The following is a 25,255-nucleotide window of genomic DNA, read 5'->3' on the forward strand; positions in this document are numbered from 1 at the left end:
ACTATTAAACAACTCACTGTCATACGTCATGCAAAGTCCAGCTGGGAATATCCTCATTTGAGTGATTTTGAACGTCCTCTCAATTCCCGCGGTGAACGGAATGCACCCATGATGGGTCAAATCCTCCGGGACGAAGGAATCCAGTTTGATCAGATTGTCAGCAGTTCAGCCAACCGGGCAATCACCACGGCGCGGGTCGTGGCTGGTGAAATGGGCTATGGTGAAAAACAGATCAGAGAAGAACAGAGTTTTTACGGTGCCAGTCCAAATACCATTGTCGATATATTAAAGGGATTGGGGCACTCAGTAGACCACGCCGCTGTCTTCGGTCACAATCCCACCTTCCATTCCCTTGTGGAGCAGCTTGCCAACACGACCATAGAGAAATTCCCCACATGCGCCGCTGCCACCATTTCTTTGGATATTGACAAGTGGCCGGATCTTGAAGCAGGGCGGGGAGAATTGACGGCACTCCGCTTGCCGAGAGATTATACGGACAAATAGGGGTAAAACAAGATCAGGCCGGAACGGCCTGGTGGTCCATCAGCCGCTTGTAAATCGGCAGCTGTTTTAGATAGTCGAAAAGATAGATAATACGTTCGTGGGCGGTTGGGAAGATATACTCCAACTCATTATCGGAGACTCACCAACAGTCTTAATTCGATCTATCATTTTAGGTATGTCCTTGTAGGCTGAAGAGAAACTCATACTGCTCTTTGGTGAGATTGTCAAAAAGCACGCTGTCTATGGTGATGCGGTATTCCGGAATCTCCCGTGTCCATTTTTTGGCCCTGAGGTCTTTCTTTCCCGCGTAGTCAATGTGTGAAAGAACATAACGCATAGCGTTCAAACGTGCGATCATCTTGTTCTCTGAATTGATGGCTACCCAGGGATTCTTTTCCGTGGAGGTTTTATGAAACATCTGCTCTTTATAGTAGGTGAACAGATCCCACTCTCTGGCCGCCTCCAGATCATTCGAAGAAAGCTTCCAGTATTTCAGCGGACTCGCTTCTCGCAAACGAAACCGGAGCGTCTGACTGTGTTGCGAAACAGAAAGGTAGAATTTGATGAGGATTAGTCCCCTATCCACCAAACCTTCCTCCCAATCATTGACCTTGCTCATGAAGTAGTGGTACTGCTTCTCCGTGCAGTAACCCATGGTGGGTTGAATAAGTGCCCGGGAGTACCAGGATCTATCAAAAAAGACAATTTCACCCGGTTTGGGCAACAGCTTTTCATATGTCTTCAACCACTTTTTTCTCTGCGTTGGTGACGGGACGCCCAGTTCCTCCATCCTCACACTTTTTGGCATAAGTCTTTCTATAAACCGCCGGATGGTAGCCCCTTTCCCGGCAGCGTCTCGACCTTCAAACAGGAGGGCTATGCGTTGACCCTGATCCATGACCCACTCTTGCAGTTTCAGCAGTTCAATCTGCAGACGGCGCTTTTCCTTCTGATATTTCCCCGGAGTCAGTTCTTTATACTGTGTTCTGTTGTAGACAATCATAGCCGAAGGACTAATACCTCCAACTTTTCAGGTCAGCTCCGGAAGGTGCGGTCTTTTCCATCCGTTCTACAGCTTTGGGAATGAACATTTGATTATACCGTAATCGGGATAGGGCGTTAGGGCGAGTCTGGTCACCATTCCAGCAATGCTCCGCACGATCGCCGTAATCCACTTCGCCGTTGTAATAGGGATCAGTAGTCCCTTCCAGGAATTCTTCCATAAGGTAAACAGCATTGTTCAGATAATAATTGTCCATGTCACCACAGTAGACATGAATCTTACCTTCCAACTTCGGGCCGATTTTTGCCCAGTCCCGCTCAAGAACGTAACGGAGGTCGTAGTTTTCTTTCCAATAGTCAGCCACTTCTTTATCAATCTTCCCTGACTTTTTATCCCAGATCGGCTTGGGATAGCCGTCCAAGGCCATGGGGCTGTAGACCGCTTGCCAGATATCCCATTGATCACCCGAGCGGCTGTGACTGCCGATGGCCAACTCCACATGATTCATCTGCTCCATAGTAGCGTTCACTTCACCCAGGTAATCCCTGTGAGCCGGGGTCTCAACCTTTTTGAAGGGACCGCCTTTGAAATAAGCATTCTTATCTTCATAAATATTCACAAGGCAGTATGCCCGGAAATCGATAGGGTCGGGACAGGCAGCAAAGCAGCCGTTATATTCATCAGGGTAGAACATCTGCGCTGCCAGTGCTTCCCATCCACCAGTAGAACCGCCGTAAAGAAACCTTGCCCATCCTTCACCGATACCGCGAAACTTCTCCTCAATGTACGGTATCAGTTCGTAGGTGATAGCGTCACCATAGGGACCGATATTTGCCGAATTGACCGCATAGGAATCATCATAGTACGGGTTTTGGTGCTGGATTTTGATGACCAGCACTCGAGGGAAATCTTCACCTATCCAATCTTGATAGAATTGATAATCGTACTCCTGGACAGTCTTGTTATACCCTTCCCAATCAAAGCGGGCGCTGTACTTAGGCTCCAAATCAGGATCGGGCGGTTCTGTCCTGAAGCCGCCGAAATCATGAGGATAGTGACCGTGAAAAATCATTAGAGGATACTGCGCTTCAGGATGTTCATCAAAGCCTTCCGGCAGCAAAACATGAGCACCGAGATACATGGGGCGACCCCAGAACTCCGTCAGCAACTTACTCTGCATCTGTATATGTTTAATATATTTGGTGTCTTCCGGTGGTTCGATGGGTGGAATGACCTGATCCAGTCTAATCTTTACAGATTTTTTCTTGCCAGGGTCTAAAAATATCTTCTTAGGTGTTGAATAGAGATTTCCGGGAGAACGGTTCCATTTTTGGCCCTCTCCGTTGTCCATGGGAAGTTTCACCGTGTGACCGGTCTTCAGCTTGAATGTTTCGTAGGTGTGCAACAGCCCCTGCACCCAGTACTCTCCGGCTGGAATATTGTCAAGGGATTCGATGGGATAGCCAAATGCAGTGCCATCAATGACAACACCCCCCTTTGGCTTTTGCCCCAGTGCATCCACGCCATAGATCAATCCCGTATGGTTTTGGTAGGTAATCTGAAAGCGGGGTTCAGCTTCATCACTTTTCGCCAACATAAGCAAAACCCGACCTTCCAAAATGTTACCATCTTGCTCAGTAGGATAATTTATGACAAACTTCAGCTTGCCCGCGGACAGGGGCACTACAGCCACTACAAAACTGAGCAAAATAGACATTATTCTAGGCATGGTATTTCTCCTAGCATTTCCTTTATTGATGAAGAATCAGTGTTTACCTACTCTTATGGGCCTGCCCGGCCGAACACCTTCAACAAACCGACCATTATCTACGATAGGTACACCGTTCACCAGTACATACCTAAACCCTTCAGACGGCACCGCACCATTCGTGTAGGTGGCACGATCAATGACTGTTTCCGGATCGAAAACGGTAAGGTCTGCATCAGCACCAGCATAAATACGTCCTTTTGTTCGCATAGCTGGAACTCTGGCTTCCAGCCGGCGGGCTGGCTCAATGGTCATTCTTCGGAGAGCATCCATAATATCCAAGATCCCTTCGTCCCGTACATAGCGGCCCAACACTCTAGCATACGATCCGGATCCACGGGGATGGCCTCTGCCGTTTTCGATATGACCATCGCTCGCAATCATGGTAAGAGGACTTTCAATGGCGGCACGGGTCATCGCCTCTGTCCTTTGATGAATAATAACTATTCCTCCCATAGCATGGTATTGAGCAAAAGACTGGCGATTCAAACGCTCTCCTGTATCAACCCACTGAAAAATTTGGTAGCGCTCCGGTTCCCATGTCTGCCAATCATCAAAGAGTGCTGATTCGATGTAGGTCTGGCTGGCACTGTAGGGATACGCTTCTGTTGTTACATCCTGCCCCGCGGCACGGGCTTCTTCAATAATAGCCAGAAACTCCGCCGTCTGTTCAGCACCACTAGAATTGGCATGAACAACATGAAGAGCCGTTCCAGTATTTGCTGCACTTGTAATTGCTTCCCGGAGGCCATCTAATCCGCCACGAACGTGGATATGTGCCGAAGCATTATACTGTGATGCCACACGCAACATTGTCTCAAACTCTTCCACCGTGGTCGCCGGTGTGTAGGCAATTCCAAAACCCACAGCTACTGCACCTTGATTTAACCCCTCCTCAAACCGTCGGGTCATTTCAGCTATCTGCGATTCACTGGCTACAACAGTTTTCGCCGGGCCGCTTGGCAGGAAATCTCCTTCATCCCCTGTCACAATCATCCGGACGGGAATATGCCCAATACTGACTCCGTAGTGTATTAATTGACTTTCGTCCCGCTCGGCGTACCATTTGGTAATATCTCCTGTTCCAACCTCCAGCTCAAAAGCGGAGGTAACACCGTCCAGTGCTTTAAAACGGAATGCTTCCTCATTCTGACCGTGATCGTGAAGATCTATAAATCCGGGTGAAACCACCAAACCGTCAGCATTGATGACACGTTTCCCAGTAATTTGGTCTTGAGTGACTGTCACAATTTTACCACCCTTTATACCAATATTTCGGACACCATCCAACCCGGAATTAGGATCCATTACCCGTCCGCCTTTGATCACAATATCAAATGGTCCATCAGTACATGAACAGAATAGTAAAACCGTCGTAAATGCAAAAAGTTGATAAATAGGTTTCATTTATGCTTCCGCTGCGCCCCTGAGGAACTCCCGGGCGTGTTCCAGTGTCAAGTCTGTAATCTGTTCTCCCGAAATCATTCTTGCGATCTCGGCCACTCGTTCTTCCTGGCTGAGCTCCGCTACTTCAGTCACTGTCCGATCCTCTCGTTGAGCCTTACGGACCTGGAAGTGTCTGTCCGCAAAAGATGCAATCTGCTGGAGATGAGTGATACAGATGACCTGGTGATTTTGGGCAAGTGCTTTCAGTTTCTTACCCACCAGGTTGGCGATGTTACCACCGATCCCCACATCGATTTCATCAAACACCAACAGAGGAATAGCGTCCACTTTGGCAAGTACTGTTTTCAGCCCGAGCATGATGCGGGACATCTCACCACCGGAGGCGATTTTCGCCAATGGTTTTAAAGGTTCGCCGGGGTTAGGCGATATGAGAAATTCAATGTCCTCAAGCCCGAACTCTCCCGCGAGGCAGGGGTCATCGTCATTCGTTAATGCCACCCCGGCATTTTTAGAAACAGGCGTCAGCGCCACATCAAATTGAGTCCCTTTCATGCCAAGTTCCGCCAATTCTTTCTTGATCTTCTTTTTGAGGTCCTTTACACCATTTGTCCGCTTCTCAGAAATCTTGCTTCCCAAATCATAGACTTGAGATTTCAGTGAGGTGATCTCTTTTTCCAGAGATTTGATCTTTTCATCCCTGTGTTCCAGACTGTCCAGTTCCCCGACAATTTTTTCTCTGTAAGCCATAATTCCATCATACCCTTCGCCATACTTCTTGGAAAAATCCCGGTACAACTGAAGCCTTTCGTTTACCCAGGTAAGCCGCTCAGGATCGGCTTCAATGGTGTCCCCGTATCGCGACAGTTCCAGCGAAATATCTTCTAGAGAATAGACGGCCTCTTTCCACTGGACGGCCTTCTCTTTCAGGCTACTGTCCAGCTCCGCTAAAGATTCAAACACTTTCAGCATACCCCGGAGGCGATTAAGGGCTGAGTCTTCATCTTCGGAAAGGGAATAACTCAGTTCTCGGGTAGTGTCTTTCAACTTTTGGGCATTGCGTAAGATGGTCACCTTTTCCTCAAGAGATCTCTCCTCATCCGTTTCCAGTTTTGCTGCATCAATCTCCTGGAACTGAAAATGGTAAAGTTCCTGGCGCTCCTTTGTGAGCTGATCTGCGTTGACCGCCGATTTCAATGTCTTCTGCCGCTCCTCGAGATCGTTAAAGGTATCGCTGTATTTTTCAGCAAGTGTGCCGTCAACAGCAAAACGGTCAAGAAGGGCACGATGATTATCCACATTCAGCAGAGATTGGTGATGATGCTGACCCAAGAGATCCACCAGTACATTACCGATCTCCTTCAGCTTTGCCACCGTCACCTGGTGATCGTTGACAAAAGCATAGCTTCGGCCACCGCGAACCACCTGTCGCCTCACAAGGACAGGCTCTCCCTTGCATACATAGAAGGCAAGCAAATCCGGAACCTTTCCGACGAGTTCAAAGGTGGCCTCCACAAACGCCTCTTCCTCCCCGCTACGAACCATCTCTGTGGAAGCTTTTTCGCCAATTATAAGGTGTAGTGAACCGATGAGGATCGACTTACCGGCACCTGTCTGCCCGGTGAGGATATTCAGTCCCCCGCCAAACGTCACGTCCATATCTTCTATTAAAGCGTAATTTTTAACCCGAAGTCGACTAAGCATGGAAGGGAGAATTTAATATTGCGGCGTGAAAGAATCGCGGCGAGAAATAACCCGTTATCGGGGAAGTGTCTCGGGCAGATCGGCTACCACATAGGCCATAACGGCCATGGCAGCAACGCAGAGGTTCACATCATGGGGATCCAACTTGTCCATGGTGTCGGCATTGGTGTGGTGGTACCAGAAATATTTCGAGCCATTCACATTCAGACCCATACCAGGGACACCTTCTTTCATGATGGGACCGATGTCAGCACCTCCACCACTGGAGCGAATTTCACCTGCCTCGATGGGGTCCAAGAACGAAGCAATCTGCTCAATGATCTCCCGGGCACGGTCCGATCCGGTAAAACCAAAACCGGACGGTTTGAAAACACCGCTATCAGACTCCATGGCGAGAACGTGATTTTTCAGTTCATCCTGATGCGCATCATGATAGGCATTGCCGCCCCGGAGACCATTTTCTTCATTGGTCCACATGACCACCCGGACAGTCCGGCGCGGACGGAGACCCAAATCTTTCATCAACTTTACGGCCTGCCACGCTGCCACACACCCACCTGCATCGTCCATAGCTCCCTGACCCACGTCCCAAGAATCGATATGTCCCCCAAGAACAACCACCTCTTCCGGTTTTTCACTACCTCTTAACTCTCCCACTACATTTCTGGAAGGGACATCATCCTCAAAATGGGCTTCCATGTAGAGGGACAGGACAACGGACTCACCCCTGTCGGCCAGACGGCCCAGCATCATGGCATCTTCCACTGTAATGGCGGCGTGGGGAATTTTGGGAATGCCCTCTTTGTATCCCATTGCGCCGGTGTGGGGTGTATTCATGGAGTATGGTCCCACCGAACGGATCAGACTGGCCAGTGCCCCTGCCTCAGCAGCGGCACTGGCTCCATCATATCGGTAACGGACCGTTTTCCCGTAGTTTGTGAACGGTGCATTAAAAAGAACGATTTTACCTTTCGCTTCGCCGGCACGTCTTTGCAGCTCTTCGAAATCATCAACCACCAGCACTTCAGCCGTAATTCCGTCACCAGGTGTTGCCACACTGCCGCCAAGGCCGAGCATAGCCATTTCTTTCTTCCAGGGCACTTCCATACGGACCCACTCTTCCCCGCGAACCCATCTCGGGATCATGACCTCTTCACCATGGACATTCTCGAATCCGTCTTTCTTCATCTCTTCAAGAATCCAGTCAATGGCGTCCTCAAGATTCTTTGTCCCGCTAAAACGCGGTCCAAAAGTGTCCGTCAGTTCGGCAAGACGATTATAGGCAAAACTATCGGCCAGGGCAGTAGTCATGAGTTTGTCAGCAACAGCCGAGTATTCAGCAACGATTGGCGATGCTTTCGGATTACTATCCGAAGCCGGAGGAACGGCACAAGATGCCAAAATAGTTAAATAGAGACTCAAGGGAAAGAGTCTGCTACACGTCATCATGATTCGACGACTAAGTAGCGCTATGGGTTTAACCACAGGTAGTTTCGATAAGCGCGGCGCAAACCTGGTATGGATCCATGTTGGCAGAAGGCCGGCGGTCCTCAAGGTAACCTTTGCCGTTATTAGCAGTGTCCATAGGGATCCGGATGGAAGCACCCCGATCGCTTACACCGTAGCGAAACTCATGAAGAGCACAGGTTTCATGAAGACCGGTCAGCCGTTCTTCATTGTGAGCACCATAAACAGCGATATGTTCCTCGTGCTTCCTTCCAAGTTTTTCACAGGCGCTCTCTATAATCTTCAGACCACCATTTTCACGCATGAGTTTTGTACTGAAATTGGCGTGGGCGCCTGCGCCGTTCCAGTCACCTTTAACCGGTTTGGGGTGCAGGGTTGCATTCACACCATAATTTTCCGCAATGCGGTAAAGAATCCACCGGGCAATCCAGAGCTGGTCAGACACCTCCAACGGTCCCAAGGAACCTACCTGGAACTCCCACTGACCGGGCATCACTTCAGCATTGACACCTGAAATCTGAATCCCAGCTTGCAGACATATGTCCATATGATCTTCTACAATGTCACGGCCGAACACTTCATCGGCGCCTACGCCGCAATAAAAGGGGCCTTGGGGTGCCGGGTAGCCGCCATTCGGCCAGCCCAGTGGTGAACGCCCTTTGAAAAAAGTGTACTCCTGCTCAATTCCGAACCACGCATCTTCATCTTTATGCTTTTCAGCAATTTCAACCAATCGTGCCCGGGTGTTGGATTCATGAATCGATCCATCGGGTTTGCGAACTTCATTCATGACCAAAATATCGTCACCGCCTCGAATAGGATCCGGCAAATAATAAACCGGTTTTAACATACAGTCACTATCGCTTCCTTCTGCCTGCATGGTGCTTGAACCATCAAAACCCCACATGGGAATATCATCTAAACTTTTGACGGGCCCCTCAAATACTTTTGTTTTGGAACGGAGTTTGGCTGTCGGTTTATGTCCGTCTATCCAAATGTATTCAGCTTTTACTTTGGTCATGTACTATTCTCCTTAAAAAATTGATACTTAAAAATATTAATATAATAAATAATATTACAAGAAATATTTAGGTAAATAAAGTGATAAACTAAATAATTCTATATTTTAGCTCTTAAATCACTTAAGTGGAAATCCAACCGGCCACATCTTCACCAATAGCCAATGCAGCTGTCAACCCCGGCGAATCGATGCCGATAAGATTTACCCAACCGGGGTAATCCGGCTCATGTTTCATATAAAAATCAGAATGTCCATTCACCGTTTCAGCCAACTTTGGACGGATTCCTGCATAGTCAGGACTCAAATCATTACGCTCCAGGGCGGGCAGATATATTTTCGCTTCACGATAAAAAAAGTCCACCTCAGTTTCGTTCACGGTATAATCTTCTGACCGGTCATCAATCCATTCGGCGCTGGGACCCAGTTTCATATCACCAGCCTGATCGAAACTGAGGTGAATCCCCAGTGAATCGTGGAATGCATCAGGAATTGGATAGACAAGACATTCAATACGATGCCGCCATTCCCCGGAAAGTTTGAAATAGGATCCCTTTAAATACCGCAGCGTGGGATGGGATTTATCATTTGTTCCCCAAAGAAACTGAGCTGTTTTATCACTATGGAGCCCCGCCGCATTTACCACCCAAGGAGCGGTTACGGAATAGGATGCTTCCCCGGGCCCTTTAACTTGGAGAGAGTATATGTCACCCTTCGGTTCCGCACCGACAATAACGGCCTTGAGCAGCAGATCATGATCGGCATCAGCCGAAGCACGGTGAAACGCTGACATGAGTTCGTGAGCTGAAATAATCCCCGTGCACCCTACAAACATGGCCAATTCCGCTGACACTTCCGGTTCCAGTGTCTGAATCTCCGCTCGATCCATCATATGAATCTCCGTGATACCATTAGACTGAGCCTGCTCATATAAAGCTTCTAGCAGCGCCTCCTGGCCGGACTGTGCCACCACAAGCTTACCGCACTTACTATTCCAGACATCATTTTCACGACAGAAAGCATAGAGCCGGTCCCGGCCGGCTAGGCAATACTTCGCTTTGAGAGAATCTGTGGGGTAGTAAATCCCGGAATGAATCACTTCGCTGTTCCGGCTCGAAATCCCTTGCCCAATGCCCATCTCTTTTTCCACGATCAGCACAGATGTTTCTCCCCGTGTCGCCAGCGCCCGCGCTATGGCAAGACCTACAACACCGGCGCCTATAATGACCACCTTATAATCCACATCCATGGTTACAGTTTTAGGCTGGTCGCTTCTTTGAATGTGGACATGACGATCATGGTATGAGTCCGGATCACCCCCGGCCACGACTGAATATCTCTCAACAGTGACTCCAGGGATGAAGTATCGTGAGTCCGGACTTTGAGGATATGGGACCCTTCTCCCGTAATGGAATGGCACTCCAATACTTCATCATTATCCTGTGCATGATCCACCATATTACCGTAAGAATCAGAAGAAGACATATCCAAGAGGATGTATGCTGTCACATCGTAGCCTACCTTCTTGGCATCCACTACAGCACGAAATTCTTTTAGAACACTACCTTCCGTCAGTTTCCGAATCCGTTCTGTAACAGCCGGTACGGAAAGATCCACTTTTTCCGCCATTTCGCTGGCAGTCATACGCCCGTCTTTCTGAAGAAGACTAAGAATTAGTTTATCTTTCTCATCCATGGTATAGTGAAAATTAAGGTAAAACTTCTCTTAATATTAAAATTTTTAAGTGCCACGGTGAATATATCTTGGAAGATGAAGTGTAGTAAAATCAAACCGAAAGGTGCAAAGTCGCGCCACATCGCCGGAGGAGAGGACAGTCTGGAAAGGAAGGAGCGGCTCCTCCATCAGTTGTCCGAATAGTTTGGCAGAAGGGGCTTTAGGAATAGTCTCTTCAGTCGGCAAGGACGCCACCGTGCAGTTACGGCTGATAGCTCGGAGAACTTTGTACAGGGCTATATCTTCACCTGAAAAAAGATTCAGCTCTATTACCGGCACTGCCGAAAGGGAGGGAGCCAGATCGGGCCGGCGGGATACCAAAGTGAGCAGTGATCTACACCGGGAGCTGTCCGATACAACCGGTATTGCATAAAGACCTCCTGTTTCTCCTCGACGTACCCACCGTTGAAGTAATACCGGATCGGCACAGAAATGAAGGAGATCATCACCGCCGGGAACCACAATTTCCGTTAGTGGTGGTTCATGGAGCTGGAGCTGTGTGATGATTTCAGATAGTCGCACATATCCATCTCTGTTTCGGGCAATAACCGTAACGTTTCGTTTCCCATCCGTCAGTTCAGCACCAATAAGGGGTGTAATATTTGCTTTGCCGCATGCAGTTGCAAATTCAATTGCACCGTAGAGACCGTTCTCATCCGCTAAACAGAGCTGACGCAAACCGTGATCGGAAGCGAACGTCACAAGATCAGGAACGGAATGGACTCCCTTTAGAAAGGAGTAGTGACTCTTACAGATGACGAGAGGTGAATGACGCACAAATAGCGTATAAATAGCGCACAATAAAAAGCCGCCGAACCGGACATTAACCCAGCTGTCACGGCTTTTTATATAAGCAACCGCTATCTAGAACGGGAGGTCTTCTTCTTCTTCTGAAACGTTCTCCTTTTCAGCCGGGACGCTGTCGTTGCTACTACTGCGCCGACCAAGCATGGTGAACATATCGCCGTGTACTTCTGTAGTGTTACGCTTATTCCCTTCCTTGTCTTCCCAGGAGCGCGTTCTCAATCTGCCCTCCACGTACACCATCTGACCCTTCTTGAGATACTGCGTGGCAGTTTCAGCAGGCTTGCCAAACAGTACACACCGGTGCCATTCGGTATGGTCCTCGAAATCACCATCGGAGTTTTTACGGCTTTCGTTTGTGGCAACGTTAAAGTTTGCCACTGCCGTACCCGACGGCGTGTATCGGCTTTCGGGATCTCCACCCAGATGGCCTACGAGGATGACGCGATTTATGCTTCCTTTCTGCATTAGATTTCTCCTTCCTTTGCTTGTTATACTAACTACCCTCTTCCGACAGAAATATCATATCCCTGACCATGAAAATCAAGGAATTTATTTCATCGCTGTGCGGCTAAACGGATCGCTTCTCCAGTCAACACTGCATTAAACCCAAACCGGCTCCGCGCCTTATCTATGGCCTCTAGCCGATGCCACCCTTTTATCCACTCTCCTTCATCAAACAGATCCGTCTGACGGCCACTGCCGGTGAGGTTCGATAGTCCCATCCCAATTAGACGAACCCCTACTCGGCGGGTAATGGCGGAGCACATCAGCTCCTTCGCCACAGAGAACAGTGAGGGATCCCTGTTCTCAGGCCTAGACAATGTCCGGGAGCGATGGATGGTCTCAAAATCTTCATACCGCAATTTTACCGACACGGTGCGGGCGGCCTTCTGTTCCCTACGCAACCGCCAACACACTTTCTCCGTAAGCATATGGAGAACGGCAGTAATGTACTGCTGGTCAGTAGTGTCGGTGCGAAAGGTGGTCTCTTTGCTGATGGATTTCCGTTCCCACTCAGGAATCAGTTCGCTTTCATGGTTTCCCGTGGATGCGTGCCAGAGCCATCGACCGGTGACGCCCAAGGTCGATTCCATGAGCAGTTCCCCCACCGCGGCGAGCTGCCCCACCTGCTCCAGCCCAAAACTCCTCAGCAGTGCAGAAGTTGTGACCCCCACACCAGGAATCGCCTCTACCGGCAACGGCGCCAAGAAATGTGCCTCCGCCCCCACCGGAACCCACAGCAGACCGTTGGGTTTCGCCTTATCGGAAGCGATCTTGGCCGTCAGTTTGGTACTGGCCACTCCCACCGTGCAGTCAAGCTGCGTCAACTGTTTAATGGTCCACCGCATCCGCTCCCCCGCTTCCATAGGACCGCCCCACAGCCGCTCCGTTCCTGAAAGGTCTATGTATCCTTCATCAATGGACGTCATTTCCACTACCGGCGAAAAGGATTGGAATATCTCCTTCACCCTGAAGTGGTAATGGTCGTATAGGTCAAAATCTGTGGGCACGACCACCAGCTCGGGGCACCGCCGGATAGCCACTGCCATGGGCATAGCCGAATGGATACCGAACTTCCGCGCTTCATAGGATGCTGATGTCACTACGGAACGCCCAACCTCAGGATCGCCTCCTACAGCCACGGGCTTACCTTTCAGAGACGGATTTTTCAGCCGCTCCAAAGCAACGAAGAAACAGTCCATGTCTACATGAGCAATTATTTTATTAAGTGATTGGGTGGCCAGCTATGGCTCCGCCACGTCAGTCCCATCTGACCAGCGAACGAGTATATCATACAAAAAGCGTATATTCAAAGAAAAATAAAGGGGATTGGAGTCAACTTCTGTTCAAACTTGTGGTAAAACGGACCAATTCATCAGCAAGTTTATTGATCCTGTTCACAACAGTTTCATCGATGACGGCACCATCAGAAAAGGCGCTGCCTGATGCGTATACGAACCGTGGGATAATGATACACCGGAAATCAAGCATGAGAGAATTGGCCAGTGTCATGATGGACATATAGCTCCTGTCTCCACCTGCAGCACAGAGAAAACCCACCACTTTGTTCTCCCACACCTGTCCCGTGATCTCGATGAAATTCTTTGCTGCTGAGTTGGAGTCGAAATTGTATACCGGTGTGGCCAGAATAATTCCCTGAGCCGCTTCGACCTTGTCTCTGAACAGTTGTGTGGTGGGGTGATCAACATAAGCCTTCCCATCACAGAAAGGCATCTCGTGGTCGCTGAGACAGAGAACTTCCGCTTTCTCCTCACTTTCCCGCAGCCGTTCACAGCAGAGGTTTGCCATTTCCCAGCTGTTGCCTTGCTGACGGAGTCCGGAACTGATGACCAAATATTTCATTACAATTTTCCCCTTATCCTGTCTGAGAAGTGTCGTTGAGCCGGCTGTATTCTGACATCATATAAACGGCAAAAGTGGCCAGCCAGTGCTCCCCACCGTAGCCGCTGTCGAACATAATATTGTATCCTTCTCGGGCATGGATGGCTGCCAGCCGCGAAAAGAGCTCCCGTCGTGTATCGGACTCAGGTAACACGGACGCCAACTGGTTCATGGTCCATGCCCGGTGAAACATGAGGCCGATAAGGTGGCCTATGCCCGGATCTTCCGGATCCAGTACCACCGGCGGTGTTCTCAGAGGTGCGAACCGGTCATCGGCCATTGGCGGGAGAAATGTGTCCAGCCAGGCCGGGAATGCGTTTCTCTCCATTGTTTTGCTCATGGATTCGGCTTCAGCCAGGCATGGCGATAGAAAATCGGTACCGGAGGGTTCATAGGCTGTAGGGCAATCGGTATCATTCGCAAAATATCTCTCGCTGAAACGCTGTATGCCCTCCAATAAGTCGGTGTCACCAATGGTTGTCGCATAGTCGTACATAAGAGCGAAAGAAAATGCCGAATTGCGGTGCGTTCCCGGCCGAAGCGGTGAGGAGAGGACTTCCAGATACTCCACTGTTTTCTTTGACAGCAGTTCCACAAGAGGCAGCATGTTTGCAGCCCATCGCTGACCTTCAGGATCATCCCATGTGGACAGCTCACTGTACAGTCTCATGAGCCACGCCCAACCGTATGTCCGCTCAAAACCCTTAGTGAACTCATTGTCAGTAAAGAAACGGAATTCGGCTTCCAGTTTTTCGGCGCTGAGGTTGTTACGAAGTTTTGCACGAATACTGTCCGCCACAGAAATCTCCGGAAACATCCTAAGTATCTTTGTCATAGTCCAGTGTCCGTGCACTGCTGAGTGCCAGTCCCAGCAGCCGTAGAATGACGGGGTCACTTCATAGTGCGGCTTGATCCACTCTTCGCTATCGAACCTGTAACCAATCTTGTAGGGAAATTCCCGTTCCACACAGTTGAGGGACAGTTTCACCAGCTCCACAGCCCGCGCCTCATCCAAAACTGGTGGTGAAACTTGAGGCAGTGATTTTAGGAGAGACGTAGTTTCACGTTCCGGCGTGGAACAGCCCTTTGTAAAGACAAGGACCGAGACAACCGCCCAAACATATTTGCTTTTCACTCTATCTCCTCCCTGATCATAGTTCTCTTTGCCAGATCAAATCTATCCCCTTCCCGCAACAGATGGAATGGCCGGAAATCGTTCTGGCTCAGCATGGGGAATTCTTCACTGTTTAATGAACCGTTGTAAATGGCTACATAGCTCTTCCCTATCACTTCACACTGATAGTTATTCACCACAATGGCTGTACCCTCATCAAGGCCAATCCCTAACAAACTGGGATGTTTGGCTAATACGGAATACATATCGAACTGCCGGTTGCGCCTCAAGAGGTGCTGGTCGATGGCAGAATTTGTGATAAAGGAGAATCCTTCCTTGTGATCTCCCATCATGATGGTATTGCCACTGGTGTCGCCCCTTACCAAATATGCCCCCTGAATGGTGGCCCCGGCGGAAGAGCCTCCAATGACTCCACCCCGAGCCAGAACACCCCGAATCGCTTCCAGCGTTGCGGTGTTGGCGTATGCATCCACCAGCCGCCACTGGCGGCCACCGGTGAACCAGACACCTGTGGCGGTCATAACAGCTATAGCAAATTCAGTATTGTCAGCTTCGTTGGGATCCCGAGTATGAAGAACCTCAACCATGGCAGCGCCACGATCCAGGAACATGGCCCTTAATTTTTTCTCTCTATCAGGAAATCCTATATACAGGTCAGTCCCGGCGGTAGGGATGACAACGATTTCCGCCCTTTCACCTCCAGCCAGTTCCACAAATTTTTCTAGAATTCCTGTTCCATCCAGCATGCCTCCACCAGCAATGACAAGGTGCCCCTTCTCCGGTCCTTGAACCGGCGCCCACAGGTCAGGATTAATAGGTTGGGGAGCAGTAGAGCATGTTAGCCAAAAGACCGCACTCAATAGAGAAAAAACTGTACGTAACAATTTCACCATAGAAGAAATTGAAATATTAGTTCTCAACAAGCGGCTTTTCTGTTGCCTGGCTTCTTGCATATTGAGCTCGGCTCAACCGCAGAGATAGCAGCCCCCAGACACCTGCCAGGGGTACGGTGGCCGTGGCAACAGCCGTGAGTGACAACCCCAAAGCTGCAAACAAACCATCCACCCCTGCGCCTGCCACATCTCCGCCGCGATATAGAAATACATCAACAATAGGTTTTGCTTTATATTTTTCTGAAGTGGAAACTACACTGAACAACGTCTCTCTCGCTGGTCTTGAAACAGCATACCGTGTCGCCCGGTGTACTGCCTGGAAAATTGCCATCACCCCGTAAAGGGTCCAAATGGAAAGGACAGCGAAACCGATCATAGTCACTGCTGGCAATATAGCCAGGGTCCACCCGATACCTATTCTCTTAATAAGGTGAGTGGTAATAAACATCTGAGTAAACAGTGTGACTATCTGGGCCAGCATATCGAACTGTGCAAATCCTGCAACTCTTTGGCTGAGCGTATCCGTATTATTTAGGATAATGCTTGCCTGGGTGAAATAAATCATTGTGTTAGAAATTGCCATGAGTATGATGTAAACACCAATCGCAAGAATATATGGAGAGGTGGCAATTGCTCTCACACCACCCCAAAATGTGCCACCGATCTTTTCAGTTTCTTCCTTATTATTTTTCACCTGCTCCATGGTGAGTTGTGAATGAGATGACCGAATTGCAAGACGATCCAGCATCAGGATGATGAGAATTGCCAACCCGAAAAAGGTGGCTCCCGTCAGCATGAGCCCCACAGGCAGGTAAGCCGATTCAGTTATACCACTTATGACACTGGTGGCCCAACCGCCTGAGATGGCTCCCAGCGTCCCACCTATGCCAATAATGGGGAAAATTCTTTTACATTGATCAACGTTGAATATATCGACCATAAAGGCCCAGAAAATACTGGTGACAAAAAGATTTATTACACTGAGCCATACGTAAAAAGTATACCCTACCAGGCGGGAAACAACGGTCTCTGTATCCGATCCTATTAAACCTCCCCCTGCTGCTATATCGGTGACCAGTAATCCTGCGAAAACAAGGAGACATGCCATAACAAAAAGGTAAGCTAGGGGAATGAATCGGCGGCGATTCATCCTAGCCACCACACCCCCAAAAGCCAGTACGGCCAGGAGGGATGTGATAGATGTAACTGTAAAAAGCCATCGCAGATCAGACATCCCCCGGGAAACACCCATAGCCTCCCTTACTGGCCTGAGAAAGAAATATCCACAGAGGACACAAAAAAAATAGAGGGCTGAGAGGAAAACCAGAGGAAGTTCAGCCCGGTTAATACGTAAGATGCGCACCAGAGAATCCGTCAAGACTATCCTCTTTCCCCAGGAATTAATAGCCTAACTAAAGTCTCTTTAAGAGGGCAGCCCGTCAAAAAACTCTTCCATCTGTTTCCTCATGGCTTTATCCGGCATCCTTCCCTGGGCTGCCCCCATACTGTCGGTCAAGTATTTCAGCTTTGCAGTACCGGGAATTACGCAGGTTACGGCTGGATGGGATAGAATATATTTCAGAAAAAAATGACCCCAGCTATTGATATCTGCTTCCGATGCCCAATCAGGAAGAGATCGATCGCCCACCCTGCTAAACAGACGTCCTCGACCATACGGAACATTTATCAGCACTGCCATACCACGGTCTTTTGCCAACGGAAGGATTCGCTCAGCTGACGTTCGAGCCTGCAGTGAATAGTTCACCTGGATGAAATCGAGATCTTCTTTTTCCATCATCTTGATAAAATCGGGGTACTGACGCCCTCGTGAAGTGCTTACACCCACATACCGTATACGTCCTTCATCTTTCCACTCTCTAACTATAGGAAGCATCGTGTCGATACCAATCATATTGTGAATTTGAAGAAGGTCTATTGTTTTGGTTTTCAGTATCTTAAACGACTCTTCAAGTTCTTGAGTCCCACTTTCAGCATCCGGCTTACGCACTTTTGTGGCAAAAAACAGTTTGTCCCGATAGCCTAGTTCATCGACCAGATCTCCCACAACTGTTTCTGCCGTACCATATGATGGAGCAGTATCCACAACTGTGCCGCCCATATCGGCAAAACGCTTAAGCACTTCTTTCAACGGCGCCCGTTCCTTAGATGACGTCCCCACATTGTATCGTCGAGCAGTGCCGATCCCCACGATGGGAATTTTTTCACCCGACGAAGGTATAGGACGCCGGATAATATCTTTCAACTTTGATGCTTGAGCAAATACAGGGATCTTCCCTAAAGCAACGCCTACACCAGCACAGGTGGTGAGTTTTAGCATATCTCTTCTGGAAAAACTGTTGGACTTATTTTTCATTTTTTTCTCCTTTATGTTAAAAAACTTTTTTTGATCATTGCTGTTCTAATTTACACCAAGCAGGTCAACTTCAAAGATCAAGGTAGAGTTTGCCGGTATTGCACCAACAGCCCGATTCCCATAACCCAAATGAGGTGGAATCGTCAATCTGCGTTTGCCGCCAACCTTCATACCGGGGATGCCTTCGTCCCATCCCTGGATCACCTGGCCAGCACCAAGTGTGATAACCAAAGGATCGCGGCCGGGAGACAACGAAGAGTCGAACTGAGTTCCATTCTCAAGCCAACCTGTGTAATTCACTCTAATTACATTTCCCTCTTTCGCTTCAACCCCCTGCCCTACAACAAGATCCTCGATGATCAGGTCTCCTTTATCTTCATTTTGATCCATGCAGGCAAAGAGGCTTAGAAAAACAACCGTAGGGGGTAAATACAGCTTTTTCATGGTGTTGGTGTTCTATTAAATCTTAAGGAAACTCCACTCTTTTGAGAACGGTACACGACTCATGAGGACTGCACCATTTTTTGTTACCAGTAGATTATCGCTTGGGTTAACTCCGACTCCTTTTTTTGAATCATACAGTCCCGGTTCCACACTGAACATCATCCCTTCTTCAACAGGTGAATGATCACCGAGGGAAAGAAAGGGCGCCTGATGACCTTCAAAATTAAGACCCGTTCCATGACCAGGTCGGTGGTAGATATAGTCCTGCATTCCATTGGCTACCTGATGTTTGTGCACTTTGTAGGCAACGTCTGAACAAAGGGTGCCCGGTTTTGTCTCTTCAACCATTATCTGAACAGAGTCGGCCACAATTTGCCATATTTTCTCCTGATGCTTGGATACAGGGTAAATCTGGTAATTTCGATAAGCCTCACCACCACAACCGCCAAGTTTAATGTCCGTATTTACATAGACTGGCTCCCCTCTTCTGACTGGGTTATAAAACAGCTGGTTTGGATGCGGATAGGCTGTAGAAACACCCGCCCTTACATATTCTGAAGTGACTTCCATCCCAACAGCACTGTGGGGTTTGCCGTCGTATGAAATATCATTCATGAGCAGACTGATGCCGTATGCCTGCAACGCTTGTCCAATCTCAAAATCGTTGGTGTCTGTTCCATTCTCAAGAATGAAATCCCGGGCAAACGCATGAATCTTATCAAAATAACGATATGCTCGCTGAGTGAGTGCAATCTCTTCAGCCGTCTTTATTATCCGCATACCAAGACAGACATCATCAATATTCACGAACCGGACGTTTGGCAGTTCCCTGGAAACGGTTCTCAGTTGCTGGTCACCGAAGCGCATATCAGTAGCAATCACTTTCCCTTCAAATCCCCGGTGACGCAGACGGCTGAGCATCCATCCGAAAAGATTGACTGTTTTTCCTTTTATAACCTCACCCCTATTAGGGAATCCCCCTTCGGCATGAGGATAGCAAAAATAATATTCGTTCTCAGTACACCACCAGGAGGTGATCAAATCACGGTCAATCCCTGGTGAGTACCAGTAGGCAGCATTCTTCTCTTTAACCGGAAAGAACACCCATGTTGACCGTTCCCCGCTTCCCCGAAAACATCCTGAGAAATAAACTTTATTCACATCCCTTTCCAACAGAATTCCATCCACCTGTTCCTTCTGCAGGTTTGTCATTAGTGTCGCTACTCTGGATTGATACCAAGACAGCGGAAGACGGTCGTAACCTTTCGGGGCCGGTTTAGGATGATTCCTGTCATTTATTAGGAGCGCTTCCGATCCTCCAGCCGCATTGTTTGCTAGCGCTTTAGCATTCAAACTTAGAGAGGCCAGTCCCAAGCCCATGTTTCTTACAAATTTTCGCCGGGATATTTCCATAGATGTTTTCTCCATAAATCGGATGCTACTTCATCAATTCTTTATAAACCTGCTGTGCCTGCTTGAACTGACCCAATACATGATCTTTCTCCTTTGTTGTGCGCCAGCCGGGATGCGCTTCAGCCATTGCAAGCAACCTGTCAATCCATCGCACAAAATAATTAGCTGATTCTATATTACGGATAGGGTCACCACCGACATAAACACGAATGGCATTAGTGGTTGCTTGGGGGTAAAGATCGCTTATGGGGAGAGTGTTCCTTTTCCCTTCAGCCTGGAGTGTATACCAACCGCTCTCATCTACATCAACTGTTATTTCGAAAACCGCATTGGAGCCGGTTTCATCGAGTGGGACTGTTTTCAGAATTTCCCCATTATTCATTATCATCACTTTATCAAGGGGCACAATGCTTTGCACCTCTCCCTTTAAAGTTACTGTACCACCGTTTTGAGGTAGTCTCACATCTTCACCGGGCATGGCACCATTGACAGTAAATGTTAACAACGGCCCATTGGTGGCGAAAGTACGTCCTTCTCGAAGGGCCTCTAACCAATTGCTGTAGGTCAGTGGTTTATCACCGAGGTATACATAGGATCTCTGTGAACCTACAACAGCGCTCCTGTAAAGGTTACTGATGGAATCTTCACCGCCTGTCAGAACAATTTTGAAATCGTTGTTTAGGACATGATGCCAAACCAAAAGGGTAGCATGATTAGCATAGGTAGTTTCCAACCCTTCCACGGTACCCAAAGCAACATCTACAGGAAAAGACTTTGCACCACCTAGAGAAGGTTCCTTACCTGACAATGGATCATTTTCACCAAAGTAGGGATGCACGTAACCCCTGAAGGCACCTTGTTCTCCTGCCAATCGCAGCATATCCGTGTTGGACGGATAAAGACTATAAATGGCCGTCCCTTCATATCCTGAAGCAAAAGGGGAGAGAAGATGTTCCGTCAAACCCAGAAAATAGACGTGTCCGTGAAAAGCAGGTCTGTATTCTTCGCTCACAAATAAAACCCGTTCAGGTGTGGACAGATGAGAAGTTTCCCCGGTGAAAAATTGGTAATCCAGAATTCTGTTGTCTTTATTGGCCACAAGTTCATTAACTACTGACTGATCTTCTGCGGCAGACATGAACATCAAATTCTCCAATGTGTTGTGGAGGTCCCCAGCATAATTCATGTGGACGTGTGTACTGCCACTGTACCAGCCCCGGGCAGGCATATTGGTCATTCGTGAGAGGGTGAGCGTCACTTTTGATCTTTCCCCAGCTTTAATCTCTACTGTTTCCTTAGTTGAGTAATACTCAAACCCTTTCACCGCCTCTATTGTCAGAGGCCCGTGGGGAACTTCTATTGTGAAGGTCCCTTCAGTATGAAACAGGTGGTCCTTCATGCGACCTACACGGTGATAGGTGCCGTCAGGAGCATAGGCCTTGCCGTTACTTGCCTGTAGGTAGATGCGAGCCGGTGTTGGACTTTCTGTTTCCCCATCTATTGTAATCACCTGAAGGATCCCGTGTGGTTCAATCCATTCTTTAGTTTTTACTTCCAGCTTTTTTGTTTTACCTCCAACTGTTTTCATTACGTGCAACTGAGGTAGGCCTTCTTCGTTACTTAAATAAACAAGCTTTGTCCCATCAGGCGACCAGCGTGGATGAAAATTATCCCAATCACCAAATGTGATTTTGTAGGGTTCACCACCATCAGACGGCAGCAAATATAGATGATTGAACTGCCCTCCAACATGGGAGCTGTAAAGAAATCTTGTTCCATCCGGTGACCAGTGAGGTCTTGTACGAAAGAGTGTCTGCTCGTTATGAATAAGTCGTGCTTTTTTTATCCCATTTTTTTCCACCGGCATACGCCAAATGCCACCCGACCCGAGCGGTGTGTCACGGTTAGTGACAAACAGAAGTTCTTTTCCATCTGGTGACCATGTAGGCGCGATATGCAGATCGTAGTCCCCAAAGTAGAGTCGATTATCCCCATAGGCATTGTCTTGTGTTATTTGAAGGGCGGGTCCGACAGGTTTTCCCTTCCGAATCTTTTGAACATAGATATTATAATATCCATTTGGCTCCGTGGATACGTAGGCCAACTTTGAACCATCGGGAGACCAAGCTGGGTCCAGATAAAGATGTTCACCTGTTTTTAGAGGTAAAGATTTCCCAGTTTTCAAATTCAACAGCATGAGATCCATAGTCTCATGATCTTTTTCCGCTGTATAGGCGATCCACTTACCATCAGGGGACCAGGCAGGTGAGGAGTCATATGTTGTATTATTCGTCAGTTCTATCGCTGTAGACCCTTCCAGTGCCATCCGCCAGACGGAACCGTGCATGGAAAACGCAAGGGATTGCCCATCCGGTGACCATGCGGGCCAACGAGGACTGGTGGGCGATGGCGGAGGAAGATAAAAGTTATGCATATAGTTCCCACCAGTTTTGGCAGCGGGATAAGCTTGTTGGCTAAAGAGAAGGTCTGAAAAGACAATGAAAAAAATGATGCTGATTTTGATAAGGAAGTTTCTTAAGTGAGGCATTTCAATATGGCCTTTAATTATAAAGTAATTCATGCAGGTGTACATTGTCCTTCGTCATTTACCACAGTATCATGGAAGCGGGTATGAGCCCTTCCTGGTTTATTTCATCCACAAATCCTTTTATAGTATTGGAACAGGACCGTTATTCAAAGATACATCATGTAAGTATTTAGCAAACATGAACAACAAAACTCAAGAGATCGCTCTATCGGCGACTTCTCATAAGTTTATATTCTTCAGAAGGTTCGGATAGTCGGTATTCCTCAGGAGGACCTACCTCCAACAAATGCTCAACAAAATAATCCCACGTTCTTCGAAGAACATATGGCTCATTAGCATATGAGTGGTTACGATTAGGAAGAACAAACATGTCAAAATCCTTGTTGTTTTCTATGAGTTCTTCTATAACTCTGTGAGTCATATTAGGATGAACATTGTCATCCAGAGTACCATAATGAAGTAACAATTTACCTTGCAGATTATTGGCAATATTCTGGTTCGCTTGACTATCGTAGCTGTCCGTATCATCTTCTCGTTTCGCCAATAAACCCTGATATTTTTCACCCCATGCAAAGTGATATCCGCGATTGTCATGGTTACCAGCACCGGATACTGCCACTTTAAAGAAGTCTGGATAGCTAAAGATTGCATCTGTCGATGAAAAACCACCTCCAGAATGACCGAATATTCCCACACGATCCAAATCCATTTGAGGATAGCGTGCGGCAAGCTGTTTAATTGCCGAAATATGATCAGGCAGTCCATTGTCTCTCATATTTTCATAATAAAAATCATGAAATGATTTAGACCTAAATGGTGTGCCAAAAGCATCCACTGCAAAAACAATAAAGCCCAATTCAGCTAGCGCTCTTGCATTGCCTCGTCCATTTGCTGAAAACGTATAGAATGACACGGAGCCTACTTGAGGCCCGGGGTAGATATAATCAATAATGGGATAGCTTTTTGCGACATCATAATCAGATGGAAACCAAAGTAACCCATAAACGTCCGTTACACCATCCCTGCCCTTTGCATTAAATGTCACAGGTGGTTTCCATCCAGCTTTTTCAAGCCGTGATATATTGCCTGATTCAAATTCAAGAATTATTTCTCCATTTGAAGATCTAACCACAGCAATTGGAGGAGCATCCGGTGTGGAATACTGATCAATAAACAATTTTCCTGAAGGAAACGGCTTGATTGTGTGGGCGGCATTTTCTAGTGAAAGTAATTGCAAATCTGAGCCATCCAAGTTGATTTTGTATAAATACTGGTAATATGGGTTGCCAACTTCTTCTTTACCAACCGCAGTGAAATAGACTTTACGTTCATCTTCATCAACATGAATCACATCCGTAACCAGCCAAGCTCCTGATGTAATGCGATTATTGAGTTTGCCAGATCCGTCATAAAGATATAGATGCCCCCAGCCATCTCGCTCAGACCACCATATAAATTCTGAGCCGTTGCCCATAACACGCCAGGCCGGGCGATAGCGAGTAAATTGATTTAGCTCAACATAGGTTGAACCAACCTCTTCTAAAACTTGTGTAGCTTGACCAGTCCGAGCATCTACATTATACAGACGATAAGTTTTATAATCTCTGCTCCTTGTCGTATAGAAAAGTCTTTTTGAATCTGATGTCCACTGTACAACACTATAAACTGTGTCATTGCTAGTAAAACCACCAGGCTGAGGTTCCACATCTACTTGTCTTGAAACTCCCGCTTGGATATCAAATATCCAAGCTTCAGCTGTGGGAATAATTGAATCACCGGGCATTGCATAAGCATAAGAATGAAGCATCGGGCGTCCATCTGCCGCTTCTAATAGATGCAACCGCTTAACGTTTCTCTCATCATAACGATGAGCAACAATTCGGCGTGAATCTGGAGACCATTTAAGTCTTGGAGACAATTTTCGTCCACGGCGACGATTTGTGATTTCCTGACAACACCCCTCAGGAACAACACCATAGCCATAATCATTTTCTCCATCCAAACTAAGTTGTTTTTCTTTACCACTTATAACATTGCGAGTCCAAAGATTCTCATCTCTCTCAAACACCAACCATTGTCCATCAGGTGAGGGCCTTTCCCAGACTTGACGCTTATGCACTGTGTCGGGGGATAAACACTCGTAACTTGAAGTGTTGCAAGTCCAACGGATTGAATCAGATATAAAGAATTGTATTGAATTCTCTCTTTCCAAGAATCTGAATTCTCTGAACGGAAGTTTGTGGCCTTCATAAGTAGTATCCGTTAAAGCTGAAAGACCCGCAGCCAAACGGTCATGGTCGAATGCAACTTCTCGATTTTTTGTTGCAGGATCCACCAGAACAAACTCATGTCCCGATTCCGTATGACTGCGGAACCAAAATCGGCCATCTTCCAAGAACCGAGGAACAACTTCATCTCCAGAAACCATATTGTATGTATTCCAGGGAAGAAATTGCTCTGCCCGCGCATAATCATTTCCTGTTAAATCCTTAGGCGAATTTGAACTCAGGTGATAATCAGTAATAAATAGAAATACAATGAGTAATAAAAGACAGATCGAGAGGACAAAGTTAACAGTCTTCATTAATGGTCTCCTCCATCCAAATTGATTAATAATAAACGATAGTGTGGTTGAG

Annotated in this window: 21 protein-coding genes; 1 reads left to right on the forward strand and 20 read right to left on the reverse strand. The window is 47.7% G+C overall.

The features are described from left to right. Positions 1–3 precede the first annotated feature (3 nt). Entirely contained in the window at positions 4–504 is a 501-nt protein-coding gene (locus EYO21_03605; protein HIB02896.1) for a histidine phosphatase family protein, read from the forward strand. A gap of 169 nt (positions 505–673) precedes the next feature. Here the strand turns inward: EYO21_03605 and EYO21_03610 are convergent, their stop codons facing one another. The 20 genes from EYO21_03610 to EYO21_03705 all read right to left on the reverse strand — a co-directional run bounded on the left by EYO21_03610 (position 674) and on the right by EYO21_03705 (position 25,203). Next, positions 674–1,507, reverse strand: coding sequence for a polyphosphate kinase (locus EYO21_03610; protein ID HIB02897.1), 834 nt, complete (start codon positions 1,505–1,507; stop codon positions 674–676). A gap of 10 nt (positions 1,508–1,517) precedes the next feature. After that, the gene (locus EYO21_03615; GenBank protein HIB02898.1) at positions 1,518–3,236 is read right to left on the reverse strand and encodes a hypothetical protein; all 1,719 of its coding nucleotides are present in this window, start codon (positions 3,234–3,236) and stop codon (positions 1,518–1,520) included. A 36-nt stretch (positions 3,237–3,272) separates the two neighbouring features. Continuing rightward, a complete protein-coding gene (locus EYO21_03620) occupies positions 3,273–4,682 on the reverse strand; it encodes a D-glutamate deacylase (GenBank protein HIB02899.1) in 1,410 nt (469 codons plus the stop codon). Next, positions 4,683–6,383: a DNA repair protein RecN gene (gene recN, locus EYO21_03625; GenBank protein HIB02900.1), complete on the reverse strand. Its 1,701-nt coding sequence runs from the start codon at positions 6,381–6,383 to the stop codon at positions 4,683–4,685. It abuts the gene before it with no gap. Positions 6,384–6,437: 54 nt separating this feature from the next. After that, on the reverse strand, positions 6,438–7,829 hold the full coding sequence (locus EYO21_03630) for a peptidase M28 family protein (protein ID HIB02901.1): 1,392 nt from the start codon (positions 7,827–7,829) through the stop codon (positions 6,438–6,440). A gap of 31 nt (positions 7,830–7,860) precedes the next feature. Beyond that, the gene (locus tag EYO21_03635; GenBank protein ID HIB02902.1) at positions 7,861–8,871 is read right to left on the reverse strand and encodes a glutamine synthetase; all 1,011 of its coding nucleotides are present in this window, start codon (positions 8,869–8,871) and stop codon (positions 7,861–7,863) included. Positions 8,872–8,992: 121 nt separating this feature from the next. After that, on the reverse strand, positions 8,993–10,117 hold the full coding sequence (locus EYO21_03640) for an NAD(P)/FAD-dependent oxidoreductase (GenBank protein HIB02903.1): 1,125 nt from the start codon (positions 10,115–10,117) through the stop codon (positions 8,993–8,995). A 2-nt stretch (positions 10,118–10,119) separates the two neighbouring features. Then, positions 10,120–10,563 carry an Lrp/AsnC family transcriptional regulator gene (locus tag EYO21_03645; GenBank protein HIB02904.1) on the reverse strand — a complete coding sequence of 148 codons (444 nt, stop codon included), beginning with the start codon at positions 10,561–10,563 and terminating at the stop codon, positions 10,120–10,122. A 45-nt stretch (positions 10,564–10,608) separates the two neighbouring features. Next, positions 10,609–11,466 (reverse strand): PHP domain-containing protein, encoded by an 858-nt coding sequence (locus EYO21_03650; protein HIB02905.1) that lies wholly within the window; start codon positions 11,464–11,466, stop codon positions 10,609–10,611. Further along, a complete protein-coding gene (locus EYO21_03655) occupies positions 11,467–11,874 on the reverse strand; it encodes a single-stranded DNA-binding protein (protein ID HIB02906.1) in 408 nt (135 codons plus the stop codon). It lies immediately after the preceding gene. A gap of 89 nt (positions 11,875–11,963) precedes the next feature. Next, positions 11,964–13,112 carry a DNA polymerase IV gene (dinB, locus tag EYO21_03660; protein HIB02907.1) on the reverse strand — a complete coding sequence of 383 codons (1,149 nt, stop codon included), beginning with the start codon at positions 13,110–13,112 and terminating at the stop codon, positions 11,964–11,966. A 133-nt stretch (positions 13,113–13,245) separates the two neighbouring features. Then, a complete protein-coding gene (locus EYO21_03665) occupies positions 13,246–13,773 on the reverse strand; it encodes an NADPH-dependent oxidoreductase (protein ID HIB02908.1) in 528 nt (175 codons plus the stop codon). A 13-nt stretch (positions 13,774–13,786) separates the two neighbouring features. Further along, positions 13,787–14,947, reverse strand: coding sequence for a DUF2891 domain-containing protein (locus EYO21_03670; protein ID HIB02909.1), 1,161 nt, complete (start codon positions 14,945–14,947; stop codon positions 13,787–13,789). Beyond that, entirely contained in the window at positions 14,944–15,900 is a 957-nt protein-coding gene (locus EYO21_03675; GenBank protein ID HIB02910.1) for a peptidase S51, read from the reverse strand. Before EYO21_03675 ends, EYO21_03670 begins: the two co-directional genes overlap by 4 nt. Further along, complete coding sequence (locus EYO21_03680; GenBank protein ID HIB02911.1) at positions 15,857–17,218, reverse strand: MFS transporter; 1,362 nt, start codon at positions 17,216–17,218, stop codon at positions 15,857–15,859. The genes EYO21_03675 and EYO21_03680 overlap by 44 nt, the downstream gene beginning before the upstream one ends. Positions 17,219–17,263: 45 nt before the next feature. Further along, entirely contained in the window at positions 17,264–18,214 is a 951-nt protein-coding gene (locus tag EYO21_03685; GenBank protein ID HIB02912.1) for an aldo/keto reductase, read from the reverse strand. Positions 18,215–18,259: 45 nt separating this feature from the next. After that, entirely contained in the window at positions 18,260–18,604 is a 345-nt protein-coding gene (locus EYO21_03690; protein ID HIB02913.1) for an FKBP-type peptidyl-prolyl cis-trans isomerase, read from the reverse strand. A 69-nt stretch (positions 18,605–18,673) separates the two neighbouring features. Continuing rightward, complete coding sequence (locus EYO21_03695; GenBank protein ID HIB02914.1) at positions 18,674–20,086, reverse strand: aminopeptidase P family protein; 1,413 nt, start codon at positions 20,084–20,086, stop codon at positions 18,674–18,676. Between the two features lie 10 nt (positions 20,087–20,096). Further along, positions 20,097–22,664 (reverse strand): hypothetical protein, encoded by a 2,568-nt coding sequence (locus tag EYO21_03700; protein ID HIB02915.1) that lies wholly within the window; start codon positions 22,662–22,664, stop codon positions 20,097–20,099. Between the two features lie 160 nt (positions 22,665–22,824). Next, on the reverse strand, positions 22,825–25,203 hold the full coding sequence (locus EYO21_03705; protein HIB02916.1) for a S9 family peptidase: 2,379 nt from the start codon (positions 25,201–25,203) through the stop codon (positions 22,825–22,827). Positions 25,204–25,255: the final 52 nt, after the last annotated feature.

This window comes from Candidatus Neomarinimicrobiota bacterium (assembly GCA_012964825.1).
GTDB lineage: Bacteria > Fidelibacterota > Marinisomatia > Marinisomatales > S15-B10 > UBA2125.

Coding starts and splice junctions, on each gene's coding strand:
- EYO21_03615 (HIB02898.1), bottom strand. CDS start 3,236: ATGCCTAGAATAATGTCTATTTTGCTCAGTTTTGTAGTGGCTGTAGTG.
- dinB (HIB02907.1), bottom strand. CDS start 13,112: ATGGACTGTTTCTTCGTTGCTTTGGAGCGGCTGAAAAATCCGTCTCTG.
- EYO21_03695 (HIB02914.1), bottom strand. CDS start 20,086: ATGGAGAAAACATCTATGGAAATATCCCGGCGAAAATTTGTAAGAAAC.
- EYO21_03700 (HIB02915.1), bottom strand. CDS start 22,664: ATGTACACCTGCATGAATTACTTTATAATTAAAGGCCATATTGAAATG.
- EYO21_03635 (HIB02902.1), bottom strand. CDS start 8,871: ATGACCAAAGTAAAAGCTGAATACATTTGGATAGACGGACATAAACCG.
- EYO21_03705 (HIB02916.1), bottom strand. CDS start 25,203: ATGAAGACTGTTAACTTTGTCCTCTCGATCTGTCTTTTATTACTCATT.
- EYO21_03640 (HIB02903.1), bottom strand. CDS start 10,117: ATGGATGTGGATTATAAGGTGGTCATTATAGGCGCCGGTGTTGTAGGT.
- EYO21_03655 (HIB02906.1), bottom strand. CDS start 11,874: ATGCAGAAAGGAAGCATAAATCGCGTCATCCTCGTAGGCCATCTGGGT.
- EYO21_03645 (HIB02904.1), bottom strand. CDS start 10,563: ATGGATGAGAAAGATAAACTAATTCTTAGTCTTCTTCAGAAAGACGGG.
- recN (HIB02900.1), bottom strand. CDS start 6,383: ATGCTTAGTCGACTTCGGGTTAAAAATTACGCTTTAATAGAAGATATG.
- EYO21_03675 (HIB02910.1), bottom strand. CDS start 15,900: ATGCAAGAAGCCAGGCAACAGAAAAGCCGCTTGTTGAGAACTAATATT.
- EYO21_03685 (HIB02912.1), bottom strand. CDS start 18,214: ATGAAAAATAAGTCCAACAGTTTTTCCAGAAGAGATATGCTAAAACTC.
- EYO21_03620 (HIB02899.1), bottom strand. CDS start 4,682: ATGAAACCTATTTATCAACTTTTTGCATTTACGACGGTTTTACTATTC.
- EYO21_03665 (HIB02908.1), bottom strand. CDS start 13,773: ATGAAATATTTGGTCATCAGTTCCGGACTCCGTCAGCAAGGCAACAGC.
- EYO21_03630 (HIB02901.1), bottom strand. CDS start 7,829: ATGACGTGTAGCAGACTCTTTCCCTTGAGTCTCTATTTAACTATTTTG.
- EYO21_03690 (HIB02913.1), bottom strand. CDS start 18,604: ATGGATCAAAATGAAGATAAAGGAGACCTGATCATCGAGGATCTTGTT.
- EYO21_03610 (HIB02897.1), bottom strand. CDS start 1,507: ATGATTGTCTACAACAGAACACAGTATAAAGAACTGACTCCGGGGAAA.